Raw genomic sequence first — 1685 nt, forward strand, 5'->3', positions numbered from 1 at the left:
TAGATCTTTGAAAACTGAACACAGTATCGACGAATTAAATGTGTAGGGCTCTTTTGAGCAACATAATTTAACGAAGTCAAACTTCGCTAGTAATAAATAATGAGTCACGAATTCAAAATGAGAGTTTGATCCTGGCTCAGGACGAACGCTGGCGGCGTGCCTAATACATGCAAGTCGAACGCGAAACCTTTACACCGAGTGCTTGCACTCACCGTAAGGGATTCGAGTGGCGGACGGGTGAGTAACACGTGGGTAACCTGCCTATCAGCGGGGGATAACACTTGGAAACAGGTGCTAATACCGCATAGGATGGAAAAGCGCATGCTTTTCCATTAAAAGGCGCTAATGGTGTCACTGATAGATGGACCCGCGGCGTATTAGCTAGTTGGTGGGGTAACGGCCTACCAAGGCAATGATACGTAGCCGAGTTGAGAGACTGATCGGCCACAATGGGACTGAGACACGGCCCATACTCCTACGGGAGGCAGCAGTAGGGAATCTTCCACAATGGGCGCAAGCCTGATGGAGCAACGCCGCGTGCGTGAAGAAGGTCTTCGGATCGTAAAGCGCTGTTGTTAGAGAAGAACACGGATAAGAGTAACTGATTATGCGTTGACGGTATCTAACCAGAAAGTCACGGCTAACTACGTGCCAGCAGCCGCGGTAATACGTAGGTGGCAAGCGTTGTCCGGATTTATTGGGCGTAAAGGGAACGCAGGCTGTTTTTTAAGTCCGATGTGAAAGCCTTCGGCTTAACCGAAGAAGTGCATTGGAAACTGGGAGACTTGAGTGCAGAAGAGGAGAGTGGAACTCCATGTGTAGCGGTGAAATGCGTAGATATATGGAAGAACACCAGTGGCGAAAGCGGCTCTCTGGTCTGTAACTGACGCTGAGGTTCGAAAGCATGGGTAGCGAACAGGATTAGATACCCTGGTAGTCCATGCCGTAAACGATGAGTGCTAAGTGTTGGAGGGTTTCCGCCCTTCAGTGCTGCAGCTAACGCAATAAGCACTCCGCCTGGGGAGTACGACCGCAAGGTTGAAACTCAAAGGAATTGACGGGGGCCCGCACAAGCGGTGGAGCATGTGGTTTAATTCGAAGCTACGCGAAGAACCTTACCAGGTCTTGACATCTTTCGCCAGCCTAAGAGATTAGGCGTTCCCTTCGGGGACGGAATGACAGGTGGTGCATGGTTGTCGTCAGCTCGTGTCGTGAGATGTTGGGTTAAGTCCCGCAACGAGCGCAACCCTTGTTATTAGTTGCCAGCATTAAGTTGGGCACTCTAATGAGACTGCCGGTGACAAACCGGAGGAAGGTGGGGATGACGTCAAATCATCATGCCCCTTATGACCTGGGCTACACACGTGCTACAATGGACGGTACAACGAGACGCGAAGTCGTGAGGCCCAGCAAATCTCTTAAAGCCGTTCTCAGTTCGGACTGTAGGCTGCAACTCGCCTACACGAAGTCGGAATCGCTAGTAATCGCGAATCAGCATGTCGCGGTGAATACGTTCCCGGGCCTTGTACACACCGCCCGTCACACCATGAGAGTTTGTAACACCCAAAGCCGGTGGGGTAACCGTAAGGAGCTAGCCGTCTAAGGTGGGACAGATGATTGGGGTGAAGTCGTAACAAGGTAGCCGTAGGAGAACCTGCGGCTGGATCACCTCCTTTCTAAGGAAT

The 1685-nt window shown here is 51.3% G+C and carries 1 rRNA gene; it reads left to right on the plus strand.

The window, feature by feature from the left end:
• Nucleotides 1-113: 113 nt before the first annotated feature.
• Nucleotides 114-1676 (plus strand): 16S ribosomal RNA (locus tag ACI3EZ_RS07295).
• Nucleotides 1677-1685: the final 9 nt, after the last annotated feature.

Origin of the sequence: Ligilactobacillus sp. LYQ60 (assembly GCF_045033015.1) — a bacterium.
Taxonomy (GTDB): domain Bacteria; phylum Bacillota; class Bacilli; order Lactobacillales; family Lactobacillaceae; genus Ligilactobacillus.